General features: G+C 42.4%; 21 protein-coding genes. 1 reads left to right on the forward strand and 20 read right to left on the reverse strand.

Going from position 1 to position 19616, the window contains the following annotated elements:
* Window positions 1-34 precede the first annotated feature (34 nt).
* The 19 genes from LPY66_RS11605 to LPY66_RS11695 form a co-directional block, all read right to left on the reverse strand.
* Entirely contained in the window at window positions 35-913 is an 879-nt protein-coding gene (locus tag LPY66_RS11605) for an ATP-binding protein (RefSeq protein WP_337984494.1), read from the reverse strand.
* Window positions 891-1748, reverse strand: a complete 858-nt coding sequence (locus LPY66_RS11610) for an ATP-binding protein (protein WP_337984495.1) — start codon at window positions 1746-1748, stop codon at window positions 891-893. The genes LPY66_RS11605 and LPY66_RS11610 overlap by 23 nt, the downstream gene beginning before the upstream one ends.
* Window positions 1745-2116 (reverse strand): NifB/NifX family molybdenum-iron cluster-binding protein, encoded by a 372-nt coding sequence (locus tag LPY66_RS11615; protein WP_337984496.1) that lies wholly within the window; start codon window positions 2114-2116, stop codon window positions 1745-1747. Before LPY66_RS11615 ends, LPY66_RS11610 begins: the two co-directional genes overlap by 4 nt.
* Window positions 2117-2207: 91 nt before the next feature.
* Window positions 2208-2585, reverse strand: coding sequence for a DUF134 domain-containing protein (locus LPY66_RS11620; protein ID WP_337984497.1), 378 nt, complete (start codon window positions 2583-2585; stop codon window positions 2208-2210).
* Between the two features lie 360 nt (window positions 2586-2945).
* A complete protein-coding gene (locus tag LPY66_RS11625; RefSeq protein WP_337988076.1) occupies window positions 2946-3656 on the reverse strand; it encodes a formate dehydrogenase subunit gamma in 711 nt (236 codons plus the stop codon).
* On the reverse strand, window positions 3637-4704 hold the full coding sequence (locus LPY66_RS11630; protein WP_337984498.1) for a 4Fe-4S dicluster domain-containing protein: 1068 nt from the start codon (window positions 4702-4704) through the stop codon (window positions 3637-3639). The genes LPY66_RS11625 and LPY66_RS11630 overlap by 20 nt, the downstream gene beginning before the upstream one ends.
* A gap of 167 nt (window positions 4705-4871) precedes the next feature.
* Entirely contained in the window at window positions 4872-5309 is a 438-nt protein-coding gene (locus LPY66_RS11635; RefSeq protein ID WP_337984499.1) for a 4Fe-4S dicluster domain-containing protein, read from the reverse strand.
* Between the two features lie 62 nt (window positions 5310-5371).
* A complete protein-coding gene (locus LPY66_RS11640; RefSeq protein ID WP_337984500.1) occupies window positions 5372-7612 on the reverse strand; it encodes a molybdopterin-containing oxidoreductase family protein in 2241 nt (746 codons plus the stop codon).
* A 76-nt stretch (window positions 7613-7688) separates the two neighbouring features.
* A complete protein-coding gene (locus LPY66_RS11645) occupies window positions 7689-7883 on the reverse strand; it encodes a YwbE family protein (RefSeq protein WP_337988077.1) in 195 nt (64 codons plus the stop codon).
* A gap of 98 nt (window positions 7884-7981) precedes the next feature.
* A complete protein-coding gene (locus tag LPY66_RS11650) occupies window positions 7982-8347 on the reverse strand; it encodes a hypothetical protein (protein WP_337984501.1) in 366 nt (121 codons plus the stop codon).
* 24 nt (window positions 8348-8371) lie between these two features.
* Window positions 8372-8821 (reverse strand): DUF2383 domain-containing protein, encoded by a 450-nt coding sequence (locus tag LPY66_RS11655; RefSeq protein WP_337984502.1) that lies wholly within the window; start codon window positions 8819-8821, stop codon window positions 8372-8374.
* Between the two features lie 66 nt (window positions 8822-8887).
* Window positions 8888-9577: a DNA alkylation repair protein gene (locus LPY66_RS11660; RefSeq protein ID WP_337988078.1), complete on the reverse strand. Its 690-nt coding sequence runs from the start codon at window positions 9575-9577 to the stop codon at window positions 8888-8890.
* Window positions 9578-9659: 82 nt separating this feature from the next.
* The gene (locus tag LPY66_RS11665; protein ID WP_337984503.1) at window positions 9660-10910 is read right to left on the reverse strand and encodes a hypothetical protein; all 1251 of its coding nucleotides are present in this window, start codon (window positions 10908-10910) and stop codon (window positions 9660-9662) included.
* Between the two features lie 214 nt (window positions 10911-11124).
* Window positions 11125-11973, reverse strand: coding sequence for a metallophosphoesterase (locus LPY66_RS11670; RefSeq protein ID WP_337984504.1), 849 nt, complete (start codon window positions 11971-11973; stop codon window positions 11125-11127).
* Between the two features lie 60 nt (window positions 11974-12033).
* On the reverse strand, window positions 12034-12678 hold the full coding sequence (locus LPY66_RS11675) for a hypothetical protein (RefSeq protein ID WP_337984505.1): 645 nt from the start codon (window positions 12676-12678) through the stop codon (window positions 12034-12036).
* 212 nt (window positions 12679-12890) lie between these two features.
* On the reverse strand, window positions 12891-13745 hold the full coding sequence (locus LPY66_RS11680) for an ion transporter (RefSeq protein WP_337984506.1): 855 nt from the start codon (window positions 13743-13745) through the stop codon (window positions 12891-12893).
* Window positions 13746-13968: 223 nt separating this feature from the next.
* Window positions 13969-14970, reverse strand: a complete 1002-nt coding sequence (locus LPY66_RS11685) for a nucleoside recognition domain-containing protein (RefSeq protein ID WP_337984507.1) — start codon at window positions 14968-14970, stop codon at window positions 13969-13971.
* Between the two features lie 337 nt (window positions 14971-15307).
* Window positions 15308-16513 (reverse strand): LUD domain-containing protein, encoded by a 1206-nt coding sequence (locus LPY66_RS11690; protein ID WP_337984508.1) that lies wholly within the window; start codon window positions 16511-16513, stop codon window positions 15308-15310.
* Window positions 16513-17499: a (Fe-S)-binding protein gene (locus tag LPY66_RS11695; protein WP_337984509.1), complete on the reverse strand. Its 987-nt coding sequence runs from the start codon at window positions 17497-17499 to the stop codon at window positions 16513-16515. Before LPY66_RS11695 ends, LPY66_RS11690 begins: the two co-directional genes overlap by 1 nt.
* 278 nt (window positions 17500-17777) lie before the next feature.
* Here LPY66_RS11695 and LPY66_RS11700 point away from each other — a divergent pair, with 278 nt between their 5' ends.
* A complete protein-coding gene (locus LPY66_RS11700; protein ID WP_337984510.1) occupies window positions 17778-18626 on the forward strand; it encodes a prohibitin family protein in 849 nt (282 codons plus the stop codon).
* Window positions 18627-18795: 169 nt separating this feature from the next.
* Here LPY66_RS11700 and LPY66_RS11705 read toward each other — a convergent pair whose 3' ends face one another.
* Complete coding sequence (locus tag LPY66_RS11705; RefSeq protein ID WP_337984511.1) at window positions 18796-19605, reverse strand: AIM24 family protein; 810 nt, start codon at window positions 19603-19605, stop codon at window positions 18796-18798.
* Between the last annotated feature and the right edge of the window lie 11 nt (window positions 19606-19616).

Raw genomic sequence — 19616 nt, forward strand, 5'->3', positions numbered from 1 at the left:
ACCATCAGCATAATTTTTTTTATTGAAAGTTTATTCATTGTTCATTATGTGTATTGCTCATCACGAATAACGTCTTATAGAAAATTTTGGTTACAGCCCGCCCTGCAGTACAATCGGTATCAACAATACTCAATCCCGTATTTACAGCTTTTATCGCTGCCTTGTCAAATGGAATGTTACCCAAAAAAGGCAGTTTTCTTTCCTGACAAAATACTTCTATATTCTTAGCAAGCTCTTTATTGGTATCATACTTATTGACACAAACGCCTATTTTGACTTTAAATCTTTCCGCTGTTTTTATTATTCGCCCCATGTCACTAATCCCTGATACCGATGGTTCAGTTACAATTAACACCATATCCACCCCGGCTAGCGAAGCGATTACGGGGCAACCAATTCCAGGCGAACCGTCGATAACGGCCAGTTCAGCGTCGGCTGCTTCCAGCTTCAACTGCTTTTTTACTTCAGTCACCAGCTTGCCGGATGTTCCGCTGCCCATCTTGAGCTTCGCCGTGGAAAAGACAGCGTCATTTTTATAAAGCACCAGTTCTCCGGCTACGCCCGGGTGTAAAAATATCGCTCCTGTAGGGCAAATCGCTTCACATAACCCACAGCCTTCACACGCAAACGGATCAACGGAATATTTTCCGTAACGCTCGTTAACAGCTTCAAAACGGCAGTGTAATCGGCAAAGGCCGCAATCCGTGCAGTCATCTGGTTCAATGACCGCTTTATCCATGCCATAAAAATCGGTTGTCCGAGTCGGTGCCGTGTGCTTCCCGATAAGGTGAAGATTAGGGGCATCCACGTCACAATCAGCATAGGCTTTGGCTTGGGTCAGTTTAATAAAGGCGCCGGCAATCGTTGTTTTTCCGGTTCCCCCTTTGCCGCTAAGTATGAGAAGCTGTTTCATCGCAAGCCTCCTTTCTTACGGTACACCAAAGATCCTGGAACAAACTCTTATATTTGGAATCCGCTCTTACAGCGATTTGCCCATTCGAATTAAGGGTACCTAATTCCATATCAAATGGAATTTTCTCCAAAATATTAATTTGATTTTTTTGGCAGAACACTTCGGCAGGGTTATCCTCTTCCAGATATTTATTGAGGACAACACCAAACGGTTTCTGAAAGAGTTTGACCAATTCGTAAACCATATTTAAGTTATGAACGCCAAAAATAGTCGGTTCTGCCACTAAAATACAATAGTCAGCCTCTTTGATGCTTTCCATGACAGTACAAGCACTTCCCGGTGGACAGTCGATTATCATATCTTCTTTTTCCAAGCGGCTGTTGTGTAATAGCTTTTTAATAACAGGCACCCCGGATGCTTCACCAACATTGAGCATTCCGGTTACAACCCGGACATTTCCGGATAGGCCTCTTTCAATCCTGCCTATTTCTTTCTCTTTTTCAGCAATTGCTTTTTGCGGGCAAAGAAGCTGACACCCCCCGCATGAATGACAAACTTCGTCGAACACAATCACCTTATTCACAGCATAGGCTAAAGCGTTAAATTTACAGAAATTCACGCAAGTGCGACAACCTTTGCACAATGCTGAGTCAACCTGCGGAATTTTAACAGCGATCCGTTCAGAGACTACGTTCTGCGGTTTATAAAACAAATGTCCATTAGGTTCTTCCACATCACAATCGATATAAACGGATGCCGGTGCCGTTGCAGCCAGGTTGACAGAAATAAACGTCTTGCCCGTCCCTCCCTTGCCACTCAGAACAGCAATTCTCATGAATTTCCTCCACGTTGGTGAAATCCTGCGTGAATCTCGTCAAGAAGGGTTAATCTTCCTTCTTTTAATGCTTGAAGATTGTCCTGGATAGAGTTATTAATTGTTCTATACATGATAATCCCCGCTGCTTTGATTACTTCTGCCGCATTTTCGCCGCAACGCGGGGTAATAATTGCCTCAGCCCCACTGTCTACAATGCTTTGCGCTGCTTTAATGCCTGCTCCACCCTGGCTGGCAGCGGCACTATTATTTATAAAGCTTTTTTCTTCTGTTTCGGTTTCATAAATAAGAAAGTAGGGTGCCCGTCCGAAAGAAATACAAACGGTTGTATCCATCGAATTGTTGTCTACCGGTATAACGATCTTCATAGTGAATCCTCCTTGTTTTAAAATTTCAATTATCTTTCTCACATAATTACAACTTTTGCCGACAGTATCTGAAAAACATGCATAGATTCGCTTAGTTTTCTTTGTTGTCGGTTTCCGAAGATCCCCCCCAACGATGTCGGCGACATCCTTCGCAGCGGCAGGCTTTTTCCAAGCTTTCACAGAGTTCGTAATCTCCTCCTTCTATTCTCAAGACTTTTCCGTTGACCAATGATTCCGCTATCTTTTTCCGCGCATCGTTATAAATACGCTGCACAGTCGTACGGGCAATAACCATTTGTTCCGCACACTGTTCCTGTGTAAAACCCTGTAAGTCAATGAGCCGTATGGTTTCATACTCATCAACCTGCAACAAGACCAAACCTGTCTGATCAATGACAGCATTAAGCGGGCCAAAAAGGTTACTTTCCGGCAAGCAGCATACTCTTCTCCATTTTCTTGGTCTTGACATATTTACTCCTTTGGCTATTGGGTTATTGACATATGCCCTTTATTGTTTTATTATACTTTATTTTGGATATATGTCAATAACTAATCCTTAAATATTTAATTGACATATATCAAAAACTCTGAATCATATTGAATATATGTCAATAACTCCAAAGTATAAAATCATCCATGAATAAACAAACCTTCCAGCGCTTTTCGCCGGAAGGTTTGTTAAGTATATGAGAAAATATAAGTGACTTTCTGTTCCAGAAAGTTTGATTTACGTTCAGAATTACATGAGTGTGCAGCTATGGCTGCTGACTTCGTCAAAGGACTTGGCGCCAGCCAAGTTATACTTATGTACGCCCAGCATGGGCGTTATCTAAGGCATGTCATTTTCGTCCGGTGATATTTCTCCCTTGCTCAGAAGTTTCTTGTACCATATACTGTGGCGATGCTTGACATACTCTCGATTAATATACCCGGTGAATATTCCTGGCAGGAGCGCGCGATTTTCCTTAATCACAAACGCGGCCAGGTGACCAATAATCCCTAAAATAAGCATCACCGTACCAATATTATGCAAAGCAGTATTCCAATACAGGAAGGAATATGGCAAATCAACCCCAGGGAGATTCTTAATTATCTTAATGATTCCGGTGATGATCAAAAGAAGAACGGAAGAACCGATGAAAAGATACGCAACCCGCTGTTCAGCCAGATACTTATCCGAGGCAGGTTCTTTGCCTTTTGTAAACATAGCTTTGATGATAAGATAGGATTCCTTTAAGTCCCCACGGCGAGGGAAAATATCAAACTCGTTTAGAGCGATTGCGCGCACGATATGAAAAGTGACGACAAAGATTAACCCGATTGCGCCCAAGTAATGCAGGTCAACTGTTATAAAATAATTCCCCAGCCATTCGGCACCGGGAAGCTTGGTTACATTATACCGTGTATAGAGCGGCATCTGTCCAAAACCGGTAACAATCAGCAATAAGATGGATAGTGCTGTTATCCAATGAACGAATCGGTTCGCAATATTTTGCCTGAGTATTTTTCCATGCTTTTGCTTATTCTTCGTTTTGTTCATCACCAGTCTTACCTCCTTGCTCAGTACCATTTGTTGGCGTTGATTTTGTTTTACCTTTCATCGTGCGGTAAGCGGTTATGCCGGCAACTGCAGCACCGGCAAATGGAGCCATTATCGCACTCATAAACATTCCTTTTTCAGTCGAAAGATAATTTTCCACATTGATTGGCATGCCTGGTCGGCCGGGTGCAATGTCTTTCTTTTTGGTTTTATCGGCCTTAATCGCTTGATCGATTTTCTCGAATGGAACTGCTGAAACATAAAGAGTTGCCGTGCCTCCGTTTTCTTTGTCTCCATATACATAGCCGCCCAGCTTATCGGCTAAATCATACGCTTGTTTCCGTATCGTTTCTCTGGGTCCGATCGAGAGCGCGCCTCTCGGGCAAGCACTGACACAAGCCGGTTTTTGACCCTTGGCAAGCAGATCAACACACATGTCGCACTTATACATAACCCCACCGCCTGCTAGATCGGGTACAAAGTCAAGATAGATACCGACTCCGGCTTGGCGCTGCGGTATACCCCACGGACATACATCACGGCATTTTGCTCCGCCAAAGCAGGCTCCGTCATCAATGGAAACCGCTCCGGTCTTATCCTTTTCAATCGCACTGAACGGGCATAGCTTCAAACACGTTGGATTATCACAGTGCATACAGCGTCGAGGTACAGAAACTGCATGTTCTACACCATTATGCTCGACGTTAACATGCTCAACAAACGTCCAGTTATATGGCGTTAAGCGTGTTTTTAAATCCCGTTTATTAGACCAATCTTCAACTTTTTTCTGCGGCCAATAGTTCTTCAGCGGCTTCTGCGGCTCAGGAAACCGAGATTGATTATGCTGACCACAGGCACTGACACAAAGCGGCGTATCCAGACCTTTACACCCGTCACATTGTGATAAGTCAATCAAAGTTACCAGTTTCTCCTGTTTTATTTCTGCAGCAGAAACAGTTTTACTTAGGCCGGTTGCTGCAAAAGCACTTAATAAGCCTGCTGCTGTAGAACGCTTTAAAAAGGTTCTGCGCGATATATGATCACTCATCTCCATTATACCCCCTACCCGTATATAGTATATAAATCTATTTTACTTAAAATTGATTTTTTTACAAGGGGGTAAAAATTATTTTTGTATATCTTGGTGGTAAAAGAGTAAAAAAAAACCAGCGTCAGCTGGTATATGTCGAAAGATTTTTGTGTGATGGTACGGAATTATTCCAGGCGTAACGCTTTGGTTGGACACGTAGCAACACATGGAGGTAATTGTAAGCCGTGATCCGCCTCTGAAAAGCAGAGATCGCATTTCTGCATCCTGCCGTCGGACCCGAATTGAGGGACAGAATAAGGACAGGCGTCCAGGCAGACGCGACAGCCCGAACACTTTTCCCAGTCAACTAAAACCACCCCTGTTGTCGCCTCTTTATAAATTGCCTCTGTTGGACAATCACGGATACAGGCAGGATCATCACAATGCCTGCAAGCAACTGAAACAGAAATGCTCTTGATTTCAGGATAATTTCCCTGCCAAATGGATTCGATTCTTCGCCATTTTACATTATGTTCGCGATTTCTCCAGCTTTGACACGCCACTTCACAGCCATGGCATTCAATACAATCTTCCGAAATAAATTTAATCCGTCGCGCAGACATATGATCCCTCTCTCCCCATACACGTTATTATCAGGATAGACCCTTCCGAAACGGAAAATCCCTCAAATTCTTTTTACCTCTACCAGCGTCTGACTGCTCATTGCCGTAATGATCGGGTCAAACGCTTTTTCGGGATCAAGACTGTACATGATATTGACATTGCTGCCTCCGTCCAACAGCGGATAATCTTCCATCCCCAGCTCTTTACAGCCCTGCCACCATCCATGAAGCATCATTACCGTATCCGGTCTGATTCCCGGATAGATTTCTGCTTTCACTTTAAGCCAACCGTGAGGTGATTCGACAATAACCCAGTCTCCATTTTGAATTCCCCTGGCTGCGGCTGTTTCAGGGTGGATATGGATGGTCGGGTCAGGCTGCAGTTCGCGGAGATGAGGAACGTTACGCTGCCAGGAGGCCGTATAATTCTTCGAGGTATGGTAATCGGACAGAACCAGTGGATACCCGGTCACTAAATGAGGTGTGCCCGTCAAGCTCTCCGGTGGCTCCCGCCATTCAGGCAAGGGCGTAAAGCCTGCTGCTTCAAATAAGGTATTATAGATTTCCACTTTGCCATGAGGTAAAAAAGGCGCTCCATCGAGTCTTGGACTTTTCTTGGCAAATACCTGCTGGTAATTTTCGTAGGTACGAGGAACAGGCTTACCATAAGCTAAGCCTGTTGGCAGTTTTCTCAGTTCGGCCAGGGTGATTCCATAAGGCTGAAGCTGATCAGCCATAGCCTCTTCCATACTCCCATTCCAGAAATCTGGACCGTACCCCATTTTAAGGGCCAGATCCAAGAAGAACTGATAGATTGATCCATAATCACCTAAGGGCTCAATGACTTTATTTCTGGCCATTAAATGCCCGCCAACGACTTCGAAGGGATGATCCGACTCGTAAGGTGTCGTAACCGGAATAACGATATCGGCATAATCCATATCGGCCGTCCGGGCGACATCAATCACCACATAAAAATCGAGTTTCTTCAAAGCCTCTATAATCCTCTTTGAGCCGCGCGTGCTTGCTCCCGGCTGTGTTCCCGGAGCAATGATGGTACGGACCGGATAAGGCGTTTCTGTGAGTACACTGTCTAAAACGCGATAGTAAGCTGAGGTAAAACCTTCGATAAAAGGTTGAAATTGTTTTGGAAATTCAGGTCCTACCAGTTTTTCAGCCATATCTCCGGTATAACGTTCTCGTAACGTAATATCTTTCGGCTGAGGTTGATCAGGGATGGGAAGCGTAAACACATTACAGCCGGGACGATCCAAATGGCCGGTAATAGCCATAAGAATGGTGATGGCCCGAATCGCATCATTTGCGGCGGGGGCATGCTCGACCCCGTTCCCCAAATCGATTGACGCCCGTTTAGTAGTGGCGTAAAGTCTGGCAACTTCTGCAATCTGCTTAGCCGGAACTCCGGTAATCTCTTCAGCCCACTCCGGAGAGTATTGTTGAATATGTTCTGTTAATTGATCAAAGCCGTAACACCAGTTTTGCACAAACTCCTGATCAATCAGATTCTCATTGATCACCACATAAAGCATGGCCAAGGCCAGTGCTGCGTCAGTCCCCGGTCTGAGGGGAACCCAATGATCTGCCTTACTGACATCGGGTTCAACAGAGGGTTTGATCGCGATGATTTTGCCGCCTCTTTCCTTCACCTTAAGCAACATTCGTGGCCCGTTCATGGCCGGTCCGGAAAATATCGGCTGTCTCCCCCAATAAATAATAAGATCACTTTGGCTGATCTCGGGCTGCGGCCAATCGGCCAGCGTATACATAAAAGAAAACGCCCGCTGCAACGCACAAATACCGCTATGGCCATAATTCGGACTACCATGTGCCGTAAGGAATCGTTTGATATACGCATTATACGTTCGCATTGCCGGTGCTAAGATCGCCAGGGATTCCGGGCCGAATTGTTCTTTTTGGCGTTTAAGGGTATTCGCAACGATTTCGATCGCTTCATCCCAGGATATTTTTTCGAATTTACCTTCCCCTTTTTTTCCGACGCGTTTTAAGGGGTATTTCAGCCGATCGGGAGAATGTGTCCATTGAGGAGCCGCTTGTCCTTTGGCACAGAGTGCCCCTTGATTGGCCGGAAATTCACGCATGCCTGCGACCTTTGTAAACCGTCCTTCTTTGGCAAAGGCATAAATACCGCAGCACATGGGTGTCGGTCCGCACATGGCACAGAATGTCGGAACAACTTTCTCCCCATTTATTTTGGCCAAGGTCAGTGCTTCCTCTAGGCTAAGCCCAAGGCCATTCTTCTGCAAAACATCACTCTTTACCATCTCTTTTTCACCCCGATGTTATTTGATATATCTACTTAGCTTGTTTACCGATTATGTTGTTAACATTTACACGAATTTAATCGGGAATTTGCTTCACCCTGCCTACAATGCCATTAATGAGTCGGACTTTAATGCCGTGCGGATGATTTGTAGAGTTGGTCAGAATATCTTGCACAATGCCTTCCGTTAATTTCCCTGTTCTCTGATCTTGTTTTTGCACGATGAAAACGCGTATCCCCGGTTTAATGTTTTCTCGTTCATTTCCATCCAAATCCAACTTGAATTTCACACCTCTCTTATTCTCGCTAAAAACCACCTGGGTCTGATGCATCGCTGAAATATATTACAGGATTGACGTTTTTTAACGTATTACGTCCTTTTACTAATTTCATCGGTTAGCACTGTTTCTGAAATCGTCATGGCTTTAATCATTTTCTTGAAGCGTGTGTGATATGCGGTCCCCTCCGAAAATTTCAGCTGTGCTTTTTCGCATTTGCTGATAATTGAAGAGATGGGTCCCAGTGCTACGATTAATTCGTCCTTTGTATATTTCTCCATAAAATTGTCATCGGACAATAAGGACTTGGAAATAGACAATGCTTTAATCCTGTTCTTCAGGAGTGTGTGTTGAGATGTCCCCTCCTCAAATTTGGGCTGTGTTTTTTCACAACGTCGAAGAACCGAAGTCACAATATGCAGAGCTTCTTCTATTTCTTCATTGGAATATTTGTCCATAGTAGTTTGCCTCAAACCTCGCTATTAATTGCTTAGCTGCTCACTCTTTTCCTTTTCCATTCTTGCTTTAAACCACTTAAGGTGCTCATGATCTTCGCCCATAATCTGCCTGATGATTTCCTGGCTGGTTGGGTCAATCTCATCAATGCGATCTTCATATGCATGAATGCCTTTATCTTCCCCGTTATAAATTTGGGTCAGCAACTCCTCAGGTCCCCGATAAGAGTTGAAGATGGAATTGATATCAGCCATAATTCCTTCCAGACCCGTATTTGCTTTGGGTTTGCCCCCCAGGTCAATAATTCTCTGTGAAAGTTGATGCGCATGTCTTTGGTGATCCTGTTCAAATTGGGAAAGCATGTGAGCAACTTGCTCATCCTGTTGTATTTCTTTTGTTTTGTCATAAATATGGATTGCCATATGTTCCCCTTTAAGCAGTTCGTTCAAAGTGTCAATCTGTGATTGATGTTCCATATGCCCCTCCGTTTAACGTTAATGAATTAACGTTATTATTGCCTGGAACATTAAAAAATACTTTTATTAAACTTTTAGCGTCCGCAGGTAGCCCTTTGCATCGATGCTGATTCGGTAGCTCTCAATTGTTTTCTGGATAGCTTTATTGTGCGTCCATTTCGCCAAACGCTGTTCCTGAATATACGGTAAAGCTGCTTCGTACTGCTTGGCCAAGGCCGTTGCGAAATACCATGCAATCATCATGTTGATATAATATTCATCAGACCGGATCGCTGCAACAAGCTCAAGCATCGACTGCTGAAACTCGTCATCGAGATAGAAGCGCATGAGCATGCCGATACCGAAGCGTACCGAATACGTTCGTTCGGAAGTCAGCCATTCGTTGATTTTTTCGTAGAGCTCAGACAGATGCTTTTTAAAGATTTTTGGTGAAATCAGGTCACACGTAGCCCAATTGTCTATGTACGGCAGAAACACGTCAATGGCCGCAATGGCCGCATCATAATTCCTGATCGTTTCAATCAGGAAGCCATGCAGATTATTTTCTTCATAATACGTGTGGGGCAAGGTTTTGAGGAACGCCGAAGCCTCCGGTGTATTGGATAACTCACGGGCAAGCTTTCGAAGTTCCGGCGTACGAACGCCGATCACAGTATCCGGATTCACTGTCGGCATGAGTTTGGACGAAAATTCTTTGTATTTCAGATCCTGCAGCGCGAATAGCCGACGCTGGATCGTTTCTTCTGTGCTAATCATCATCATTTCCCTTTCATCTTTGCATTCATAGAATTGTCTATATCCTATTTCACTTAAACCTCTTCCGCCTATTTTTCCGCGTTTATTCAAACAAGAAGAATTCAAAATCACCCCTGTGTTGTCTATAATATTCTTGGAGAATAAGAATATTGATATAGAGTGGAAACGAACACTTGTCGTTGGCTTTGATTTCTTCGAGGAAATGATGTAATGTCTCATAATCTATTTTTTTACTTTTTTGATCACCTATATATTTCGATATGATCATCGGCATTTGTTCGTCTTTATTAGGGACAATTTGATTTAATCCAATATTGAGTTTCGAGATGCTTAGAAATTCAGGTTTACCGCCCATGTTGATCCATCGAAAGAACCCAATGATTTTAGTTTTTGCAATGCTTTGTGCGTTGAAAGATTTGGGTTTCCCAACCTCTTCATAGAGTTCTCTGTTGGTTGCGGCGATGATTGTTTGAAAAAAACCGCCTGAAGTATAGTCACTCCAGTCAGCCGAGCCGGATCCAGTTGGCACTAACAATCCCGGAGAGGCATTGGCTTTAATGTTTTGTCGCAAAACCACAATATAGCCGTCCGTTGTAATCCCGATGGTAGATATTCCTATCTCATCGCTCATAACAGAAGCACTTATGCTCGGGATATTGTCACCATAATCTCGGTAAAGAGGCGAAAAAATCTCTTGCCCGTCATTATCATAAAGAAATGAAAAATACGTCTTGTTGGTTGCATGGGTGTTATAATAGCACCCTTTACTGAAAACGATTGGGGCTCCTGGCTCGATATCCTTGGCAAGACACAACTTTTTCTGATTATAAAAATTTTTTCTGCCTGCGTTTGCGTTTTGCAAACGACACTTAATAAATAGAAATGTGGTTTGGAAATTCCTATCGATATAATCCTGAACATGCTTACTTTTAATATTTTCAATACAACACCCTGGTTCATTGGCTGTTTGCAAATAAGTATTGAGATCCTTGGACACGAAAGCGCCGTTTTCAACGGCTATGACGTTTTCAAATCCTAATTCCTTTTCTTTTTCACTGATGTTAATTTTTTCGAAATCAATTTTTACTCGGTTCTCATCTAAACCAACATGTTGGAAGTATCGAAAAACATCAGAAAAAGTGCCGATAATTTGCCAGAAGACATTAATAAATAATAGAATCAATAAAACAATGATTGACCGTTCTTGTAATATGACATTGATATTTCTTATCGCAACCAATAAGATCAGAAAGTTGATAATAAATGGAAGAAGCTTAATTTTTTTATTCTTTATGCCATACCATAAAAAGCTCACACCATTTCTTAATATCATTTTTTTCTTCCTTCCAGAAAATATAAATACGTTTCATTTTCAATTGCCGCGAAAGCATAGATTCGATCGTATCTTTATATTTCTGGTTTTATCGATAATTTCCTTCTTTGCGATATTTATCTCACTTACACATACTTTGATAAATTAGTTCTCTCTCTTTTCTTGTTATTACTTAATTTCCAAATTCCGAAAAGCATAAGGAACATGACTTTCATTAAGATTTATCACCTTGAATATCAATGACAACTACCTCAGGTGGATTAAATACACGCGGTAAACGCGGATTATAAGAAACCCCGCGACTTACAATATGCGTCAACGTATCATGTTTGTAGTCCCCACCAGCATATTTAGGAAACCATCCCTGATCAGGTGCCCATAAACCATTTATTATTAATGGAATCCTAACTTGCCCACCGTGTGAATGTCCGGACAATACCAAATCAAAAGAATAACCCTTATAGATTTCTATTAATTCAGGGCGGTGAGCTAAAAGTACTTTGAAGCCAGGTTTATCATGTAATTCGGAAAAATGTTCATCCATTTCCTTTTGCAAGTTGAAGTTTGGTTTCTCAAATAGTGATACAGCTGGATCATCTACCCCAGCAATAATCATGTTTAGGTTGTTCAATTTTATCTGCTGATAGCTGTTTTCTAGAATAGTGACGTCATATTTGCTTAGAGTATCTTTTATTTCTTTTATATTGTTAGACCAGAATTCATGGTTCCCGGTAACATAATAGATGGGGGCATAGCCCTTTAAGCCTTCTAAGAATAATTTTACACCCTCAATTGGAACAGCATCGTCAGCAATATCTCCCACAAGTGCTATCATATCGGGATTTTGCTTTTTAATTAACGTTACTATTTCAATTTGATCCTCACCATAAATATGGCTATGCAAGTCAGTAATTAAAACTATCCGAATTTCCTGACCTTCGTTTATCTTATTAGAAGTAATCACATAGTTTTTAACTACTAACTTGTTATAAAAAGCACAATACATAAAAATGATAAACAAACATAGGAAAATTACAATAGATACATGTTTCTTTCTTTTCAAATCATTCTCCTAATAGACTATTTTCATCTGACATCACTTTGAAGATTTATAACAACTGATTCATCGTTTTTTGATTTCATTATACGAATTCCCCCCATATTCCATTGGGACAGAGTAAATGCTAAAACCCCCACTACTTTTGTCGTCTCCAAAACCGTCTGGTAAATACTTTTGATCAAACTTGACATCGTCAGCTCCGACACCTTGTACAAATATACAGATAATTTTGTGACTTTCTTCATTTATCAATGCATACTCATATAAAATAATCGGGTCATAATTAAATATCGTTACATAAGCCGGATATTTAAAGTGTTTCGTATCATACACAATGTTATTTACACTATTTTTATAGTGTTCATGATCAAATTTCTCAGTAATTTTAGATAGTCTGGATACCTCTGCATCAAAATCTGCTTTTGAAAGTGAATACTCCAAATAAATCTGGCAGGTAGGATCAAACAACGTATCCCTCTGATAATAATAATATGAATCTATTCGTGTCGATTCAGGCATTTGGGTTGGGAAAATGTAGAGGTTGCTATATCCTTTGAAATCTTCAAAGACTCCATAATCCTCGATATCCGATGTTTTGACAGGTGGTCCCCCGTATATGAAAAAATAAACTGAACTTATGCCTAAAAGCATAAAAGCAATGATACTTGCCACTGAAATAATTACTATTTTTTGTGGTTTCTTGCCCATAATCAATCTCCTCAAATTACCGATAATATTCATTTTAAATTATTTAGAAAAATACATAATGATGCTCTATAGTAAAATTATCCTTCTTCCTCATCCATATTATCCGATAATGATAAAAAACAATTTCAAGGATACTCTCATCATCCACTTCGGGAACCTTTCTTCCCAAATTTGAAAAGGCAGAAAGCTTATCAAGCATATCAATGATTCTACTATTTGTCTTCACTAAGCTTTATACCGCAGTTTTTACAGTAATTATCCCCGGAGTCCGTGATGAGCAAACGACAGTTGGGACACGTTCTCGTATCCGCTTTGATGGCGCGTGTTCGTGACAGCTCCGCGCTGACGATCCCTGTAGGTACTGCAATAATGCCATAGCCCAAAAGCATCAGCATACAGGCGATAATCCTGCCAAAGGGAGTAATCGGCGTAATGTCACCGAATCCCACTGTGGTCAGGGTGACGATCGCCCAGTAGACGGAAGCTGGAATACTGTCAAAACCACTGGTCTCCCCTTCGATTAAATACATTAGGGTGCCGACAAGGATGACCACCACCAGAACAGCCTCGAGAAAAACAATGATTTTATAACGGCTGGCCTTCAGTGCATTCATTAAGGAATGGGATTCCCCGATGTATCGGCCGAGGTTTAAGATGCGGAAAACTCTCAGCAGACGAAATACCCGTAAGATCAAAGCAACTTGCGTTCCGCCCACAAAGATGCTTAAATACATGGGCAGGATAGCAAGTAAATCGATAATACCGTAGAAACTACGGATATATTTTAATTTTTCTTGGATAATGACGATCCGAGTGATATATTCTAACGTAAATAGAACGGTGATGATCCATTCTGCGATATGCATGTAACGGATGTAATCTTTATTCAGACCAGACAACGATTCCATAAATATAATCAAGATACTAAGAAGAATAAGCAGTAAGAGAGCCAAATCAAACACCCTTCCGGCTCGGGTATCCGATCTGAAAATAATTTCGTATAATTTACCGTAAAGGGGCCTGTTCTTTCTGACGTTGAGCCCTATATCTTTTTTGTTTTTTCCCATTTTTTGCTCCTGCATAATTCACGATATGCTAATTGGATCAATGTTATAAGGTGACATTGATGTATTTCTGATATTCATGATATTCCTGTGTATTATAGCATATTTTTTAACAATACTGGTAACTGAATCCGGTTCTTTCCGTTAGGTTGGAATGAAAAAACAATAGAGTCCGTTGCCAAATAGTTTGACAACGGACTTGTATTATTATGCTGCTCAGAAATGTCTAAACATCATTATATTTGACTTTTCGCCGTTTTTGTTTTTTGTTTTGGTTTCGGTTTATCTGTTCCCCTTCAGTCTTTCCCTCCAATCGTCGCCAGATCAAAGCGGAAAGTGTTGTGACAAACAACGCCAATATCAGACGAAGGATGAGCAGCGGCAAGACATTGATACCCAAGGGAACAAAGATCAAGGTATCTTCAATAACCGCGTGGCACGCACATAAAAAGATGCTGATGAGGTAAATATCTTTTTTGGATAGATTTTCTTCCTCGGCAGACTGGATGATTACACCGGCACCATACGCTATCCCGAATATTGTACCGGCGAGGAGTGTAACTGCCGAGCTTTCACTCAGACCTAGGAAATTCGTGAAGGGTCGAAGCAGGCGACTAAAGATATCTAATATATGGATATCCTTTAAGATCTGAATCATTATCATGACCAAAGTAACCATCACAGCTACCTGAGCGATACCGATCAGGGCCGTTTGGAAGGCGTTAATCACAATTTCGGTCCAACTTGTTAAGATACCTGACGGCGAAGGCACGAGCCCATATTGAGCCATAGTTTGACCGCCTTGCCAAAAAACATCAATGATCTTAGCCGCTGCAAAAGCCATTACCAACCGGATACCTGCAGAAATCCAGGGTTTAACTCCGATTCGGGTTATGACTGCCGTTTCGACAAGCATATTATGCGAAAGGCTGAGCATTACCGCCAGGATAAATACCTGTTTGATCGTCAGATCCATGGTCAGGATCGCTCCGACGGCAGCATAGAGATTTAAGAAATTACCTAATACCAGAACAAGAGCAGAATCGCCGGTAAGACCAAAGAAGTGCATCAGCGGTTCCAGAAAGCTGCTCAGTGCAGGGATGACCGGTGTGTATTTCAGGATGCTGATCACGAAGGTAATCGGAAAGATGATCTTCGCTAAATTCCAAGTTGTATAAAGTCCTTTAGTTATTCCGTTTTTACAGGTGTGCCATGTTACTTTTCCCATCAATAATAACGACCATCTTTCAAAAATAATCAGTAGACCCTATTCCCAAACGTCAACCGTCTGGACTAGAAAACTTGGCTTACGCCAAGCCTTATGGCGCCAGCGTAAGCCTTAGTTGCACTTAGATATATCAGAAATGATTTATACTTTCTGATATACTAAAGTAAAACTTGGCTGGCGCCATGTCCTTAAACGAAGGCGGCAGCCATAGCTGCACTTATGTAAATCGAACGTGAATCAAACTTTCTGGTACAGAAAAGTCACTTATATACTTTCTTATATACTTACAAAAATAGAGTAAGGTTGCCCTTACTCTACCCTTGATCTATCGTGCGTGTTATTCTTCCGGTGAAACCACACGACTGCGAAGTTCGCCGACCATTTCAGGGACATTGATTTTCATAGGACAGCGTTCCATGCAACGTCCGCAGCGCAGACACGTGTAAAGCATTGGCGCAGCTGTATCGGGATCCCCTTCGACGAAAGCGGTCCAAACGGATCCGATTCCGCTCAAATAGGTTTTGCCATAGTGACCTGCCGTTACTTGGAATACCGGGCATTCATACATGCAGCCGCCGCAGCGCAGGCAATACAAGGCGGAAGTGAAATTGCTGTCTTCGATCATTTTGCTGCGGCCATTGTCAACAAAGATGACATGGAATTCTTTCGGACCGTGAGCGCCATAAGTGGTGACCTTCTCGATATCGCCTGTCTTACTGGGACCGCTGATAATATTGACGTAACTTGGCGCGCCATATTGGGCATAGCGCCAATTGACTTCAGAAACCATCATGGCTTCAAGGAATGTCGGTACAAGCTTCTCGATACCAACGATACAAATATGAACCGGCGGCGCACCGGTACAAAGCCGGACATTCCCCTCGTTTTCAATGATCACGATTTGACCCGTATCCGCTGCCACCGCATTGGCGCCGCTGATGCCAATATCGGCGGTAAAATACTTTTCTCTTAGAAATTCCCTGACAACGGCCACTTCCTGAGCTATATCCGGCGGTACTTCCTTTTTAAAAAACTCAGAAAAAATCTCGGCGACCTGCTCTCTGGGGACATGAATTGCTGGGGACAGTATATGCATCGGGCGATCATCCTTCAGCTGAAGAATAAACTCCCCAAGATCAGTTTCCCAAACTTCATTGCCGGCTTTTTCCAAACCATGGCGCAGCTTTAATTCTTCACCGAGCATGCTTTTGCCTTTGACAATGACTTTGCCGGTACCAACAATGTCATCAAGGATGCGGAAAACCTCGCTCTGGTCTTTGGCAAAATAAGCCTTCCCTTTATTCTTCTCGATGGCCTCCATGGCTTGTTCCAGCAGTTCCTTATTGTGCTTGAGTGAATATTCTTTGATCTCGCGTACCTCGTCCGCAAACATGGGTGTATGCGGGTAGCGTTCCATGGTCGTAGCGACAGTCTCGCGATAAGATTTCACGGCTCGGGTTATTGCCCGATTAATATTAGGGTCTTTACTCGCTTTTTTCAGGTCTTTGCTATAGGTACCCATTTCTTTATTAATATCAGACATTAACCCTTAAACCCCCTATATAAGAATTCAACAACATCATCCAAAGCAATCGGTCTTTCTTTATCGATCCCGCCTTGCAAGGAAGACAGGCAGTACGGGCAGGATATCAAGGCTCTTTTGGACCCGGTATCAGTCAATTCTGCAACTCTCCGCGAAGCAAGGGTCTTCGATAATTCTGGCAACAGCATTTTATCCGGGCCGCCGCAGCAGGTTGTCCATTCTTTGCTCCGGATAGGCTCATAATATTTTACGCCGACGGTATCCAAGATATCACGAATTTCCTGTGATACACCGAGATCGCGAGCTAACCGGCACGAATCATGGATGACCACGGGCTCTGTATCCGGAAGAGCCGGCAGTAATTCACGTTTCTCCCATACCATTTCGATAAATGTCTTCACTTGGACTTCAGGAAAATCAACTATTTTAGGGTAAATGATTTTAAACATTTCGGCGGCATGGGGCGATGTACACACGATCACCTTCGCTTCGGTCTTGCGGATTAGATCGGCAACATGTTGCGCGTATGTTTTCAGATCTTTCCAAAATCCCAATTCATAGAGAAGCGCGCCGGTATAAATATCCGCTTGCGGATCGTAGCAAATATCATATCCCAATTGTTGCAGGATATATGCAGCTTTATAATTGACCGAGAAAAAGCGTTCTTTATCTTGGGCAAGAACGGATGCATATATTTTTTCAGCGTTGATTCCTGTTTTATTGACGATTTTTCGTGCACCCATCATAAAAGAAAATAAACTGCTTGATGCGTCAACGAGAATCAATGTTTTTACAAGTGAGTCGATGTATGGTAAAAGCTGATACTCACTGCCGGTATAAAAAAGTATCTCCCCTTTTTGGGGTAGATTTAAATCTTTGACCCAGGATCCTATTTCTTTCGGCTTAAGTGCCAGCGGGTTTTTGTATTCAACGATATTATCCCGGATCAACTCCAATACTGGAGGCAGTTTCTTTTTGTCTGGCAACAATCTCACAGCCCTTCCGATATTTTGGGTATACTAATATATTAAATATAAAATACAGAAAATAGTAAATGCTCTGTCAAGATGTATTATGTATACATACCAATAGTGCCTATTCTGTTACTAGTAAAGATATTCTGCGTATTATGATATCAATAATTTGCCTGATTATGGCTTTACATCAGTTCATGTGATAATATAATAGATAAAAGTATGACCTTTTCAAAAATATTGGGTTTAAGGGTATTGTCTCCCCAGATAAACCGGAAAGAGGAGATTCTATGGAAGAAAACAGCACTCCCACAAAATCAAAGAAAAAGCTGCTGTGGAAAATTATACCGATCATTGTTGTTATCGCTTTAATTGCCGCTATGGTTGGATTTAAAGGATACGTTATTGTTGAACCGGGCAACCGTGGGGTCGTTGTTGAACTAGGTAAAGTCAATGAAAGTGTTATGGGGGAAGGTTTTCACTTAAAGGTTCCTTTTATCCAGGACGTAATTCCGATCGATGTACGTGTACAAAAAGCCCAGTCCCAACAAACCACCTCCTCCAGGGATTTGCAGATTGTGAATACGACAATCGCTGTTAATTTCCGTCTCGATCCGAATAATGTTAATAAATTATATCAGGAAGTCGGCCTCGAATACAAGGAGAAAGTTGTCGACCCAGCCATCAGTGAATCACTCAAGGCCGTTACGGCGCAATATACAGCCGAAGAACTCATATCAAAACGTTCGGAAGTCAGCAGTAAAGTGAAAGAAACACTCGCCAAAAAAATGACCGTTTATTATATGAAACTCGATGATATCAATATTACGGAATTTGATTTCAGCGACGAATTCAATCAAGCGATTGAAGCAAAACAAATCGCTGAGCAGCAGGCAAAAAAGGCAACGCTGGATTTGCAGCGTATTGAAGTGGAAGCACAACAAAAGATTGCTCAGGCTAAAGCTGAAGCAGAGGCTTTAAAGTTGCAGAAAGATCTGATCACCCCCGAACTTGTTCAATTACGGCAAATCGAAGCCCAGCTGGAAGCTATTAAAAAATGGGATGGAAAACTTCCTACCGTAACAGGCGGAACAGTGCCATTTATTGATGTCAACAGTCTAAGCGCTGCGAACAAATAATATCAATCGCACGATCAAGATTAAAAGGGAGACAAGCAATAGCTTGCCTCCCTTTTGGATATTCAGAAAGTATAAATCCTTTCTGATATAGCTAACTGAATATCCAAGTAAAGCTAAGACTTTCGCCGGCACCAAAAGGCTTGGCGCAAGCCACGATTTCTATTCGTTATTAGAATCTGTTATCACCGTCCAAGAGATTTCCAAGTCCCCCCAGGAGGCTTCCTTCTCCTTTGTGTACACCGCCGGCTCTCGGAGCTGCAGCAATAATACGGTCTGCCAGACGGCTGAAAGGCAGTGATTGTACCCACACTTTGCCAGGACCGGTCACTGTAGCGAAGAATAAACCTTCGCCGCCGAAAAAGGCTGTTTTAATTCCGCCGACAAATTGAATATCATAGGAGATACCACCGGTCATGCCCACAAGGCATCCGGTATCAATACGCAGTGTTTCACCAGGCTGCAGTATTTTTTCGATGATCGTACCTCCTGCATGAAGAAAAGCCATGCCGTCGCCTTCAAGTTTCTGCATAATAAATCCTTCGCCTCCGAAGAGCCCCGTTCCCAGCTTACGGTTGAATTCGATACCGATAGATACCCCTTTTGCTGCAACAAGGAAAGCATCCTTCTGGCAAATGATTTTACCGTTATAATCTGTTAAATCGATCGGAATGATCTTACCGGGATAAGGAGCGGCAAAAGAGGCATGCGATTTACCGGATCCCAGATTGGAGAATAAGGTCATAAACAAACTCTCTCCGGTAATCAGCCGTTTTCCTGCGCCAAATAATTTGCCGGCAAGACCTTGACCCTCTCCCCGAGATGACCCGTCGCCGAAGATAGTTTCCATCTGAATACCGGGCTCCATAAACATTAATGCGCCAGCCTCTGCAATTGCGCTTTCATTTGGATCGAGTTCGATTTCTACAAACTGCATGTCGTCTCCGTAGATTTTATAGTCGATTTCATGCGCTGTCGTCATAACCATACCTC

It is taken from the genome of Dehalobacter sp. DCM (assembly GCF_024972775.1).
In the GTDB taxonomy this organism is placed as follows: domain Bacteria; phylum Bacillota; class Desulfitobacteriia; order Desulfitobacteriales; family Syntrophobotulaceae; genus Dehalobacter.